Below are 2,437 nucleotides of genomic sequence, written 5' to 3' on the forward strand. Positions count from 1 at the left end.
CCAGGTTCTCGCCAGTAGCGATGTTCGGCTGGAAGTGATCGTCATCGACGACGGGTCGAAGGATGCGACTTCGGCGGTCGTCGCGAGGCTCTTTGCCGGCGACGAGCGGGTGCGGTTGCTGACGTTGGCCAATGGCGGCAAGGCGCGCGCGCTCAACCAGGGGCTGACGCTGGCGAGCGGCGAGATCGTCATCGCGCTCGACGCCGATACGCAGTTCGAACCGACCACCATCGCCCGGCTGGCGCGCTGGTTCGTCGACGAGAAATTGGGCGCGGTCGCCGGCAATGCCAAGGTCGGCAATCGCATCAACCTGGTCACCAAATGGCAGGCGCTGGAATATATCACCGCCCAGAATCTGGAGCGGCGGGCGCTGGCCCAGCTCGATGCGATGACGGTCGTGCCCGGCGCGGTCGGGGCGTGGCGCAAGGCGGCGATCGACGCGATCGGCGGCTATCCGCCCGACACGCTGGCCGAGGACCAGGACCTGACCATCGCCGTCCAGCGCGCCGGGTGGCAGGTCACCTATGACCAGAGCGCCATCGCCTGGACCGAGGCACCGCAGACGCTGCGCCAACTGGCGCGGCAACGCTTCCGCTGGGCGTTCGGCACAATCCAGTGCCTGTGGAAGCACAAGCGCATCATGCTGAGCGGCAAACCGCACGGGCTGGCGCTGGTCGGCCTGCCGCAGGTGATGCTGTTCCAGCTGCTGTTCGCGGTCGTCTCGCCGCTGATCGACCTTGCCCTGATCGTCAACGTGATCACCACCGTAACCGCGATCCACGAACATGGCCTGACCTATGTCCAGGGTGATCCGGCGCGGATGGCGATGTTCTGGCTGCTGTTCGCCGCGATCGACCTGACCGCAGGGCTGATCGCCTTCGCGCTGGAACGGCGCGAGACGTGGGGGCTGATGCGCTGGCTGGTGCCGATGCGCTTCGTCTATCGCCAGCTGATGTATTATGTCGTGATCAAGGCGATCGTCCAGGCACTGCGCGGGCCGCGCGTCGGCTGGGCATCGATCGCCCGGAGCGGTCAGGCGCGGGTGGGAACGCAGCCCGCCTGACGGGGCAACGCGACCACGATCAGCGCCTCGGCGTCTTGAGTCCGGCGAGCGCTGCAAAGGCATGGCCCGGCCGCGCCGGGATGGTCGCCGCCCGCTCCTGCCGCCGCCCGCGCCAACGCCACTGAGACCCTGCCTGGCCAAAAGCCGGGACGAACCCGATCTCCGCCATCAACTTGCACAGCGCATCGTCCGACAGGCCGAGCGAGGTCACCAGCGCCGCCTCGACCGGTTCTCCCTTGCCCGCCGCACGCACCGCATGGGCATGGGCCGCGATCCGGTCGGCAAGATCGACCCGCAGCCAGTTCGCCCCCAGCCGCCGGTAGGCCAGCATCGCCCCACGCGGATCGGCGCCGCCATCGAGCGTCGCCGCCCCCGCTTCGGGTAGCCGCGGCATCGGCTGGCCCGCACGCACCGCGATCAGCGCCGCGCGCAACTGCTGCGCGCCCGGCTTGAGCAGCGCCGGCGCGAACACGTCGAGCGCGCCGAGCCGTACCTTCAGCCGGTGCAGCGCATGGCGATCAGCCTTGTCCAACGCCCCGATCGCCGCCGTCAGCGCCTTGCGCGGCAATAGCCCGCCAGCATCGGCCAGCATCGCTGCCACCGCCCGCACGCCCGGCGTCACCGTCCGATCGCCCGCCGCCTCGGCCAGCGCCTTGAGCGGACCCAGTTGCGCCGCGATCGCCCGCTCCAGCCATGCCTCCAGCCGCGCCCGCAAGGCCGCCCTCCGCTGCGCCGTCAACCGGTCGAGCGGCCGGGTCGTGCGCACCGCCGGTTCGAGCAGCGACCGCCCGTGTGCCAGACGCGCGAGGAGGAACCCGTCCCACGAAATGCTGATCGCCCCGCCGGCCGCGAGGGTCAGCGCGAACCGCTCGTCCCCCGCCTCGCACAGCAGCTTCGCCCGCCGGTCGAGTTCGTCGCCCAGCCGCCGTTCGGCGGCAGCAAGGAGCAGGCGCTTGTCCGCCGCCCGCGCCGCCGGATCGACCTTGAACTCGAACCCGGCGAGATGTCCGATCGGCTCCGGCCCGACGCTGACCTCGCCATCGCTCGCCACCGTCACCGGCAGCGCATCGGCCCCGCGCGCGCCGATGTCGCGCACCAGCACCGCCGTCCGCCGGTCGACGAAGCGCTGGGTCAGCGCCGCGTGCAGCGCGTCCGACAATCGCCCTTCGACCGCCTTGGTCCGCTCGGCCCCCTTGGCCGGATCGGCCAGCCAGTCGCCACGCTGGGCGATATAGGCCCAGCTCCTGATCCCCGCGAGCCGGTCGGCGATCGCCTCGATATCCCCCGCGACATTGTCGAGCCGGGTGACCTCGGCGGCGAACCACTCGTACGGAATATGCCCGCCTTCGCCGACGTAGGAGAAGATCCGCCGCA

At 70.7% G+C, this 2,437-nt stretch carries 1 protein-coding gene and 1 pseudogene; one reads left to right on the forward strand and one right to left on the reverse strand.

Annotated elements, in window-relative coordinates:
* The coding region (locus tag RMN84_RS09505; protein ID WP_309611934.1) for a glycosyltransferase at nt 1-1,063 on the forward strand (1,063 nt) is incomplete at its 5' end.
* Nucleotides 1,064-1,082: 19 nt separating this feature from the next.
* On the opposite strand, the pseudogene RMN84_RS09510 reads toward RMN84_RS09505, so the two are convergent.
* A pseudogene (locus tag RMN84_RS09510) lies at nt 1,083-2,437 on the reverse strand (helicase); the annotation flags it as partial.

The sequence above is a fragment of the Sphingomonas sp. genome (assembly GCF_031380695.1).
GTDB lineage: Bacteria > Pseudomonadota > Alphaproteobacteria > Sphingomonadales > Sphingomonadaceae > Sphingomicrobium.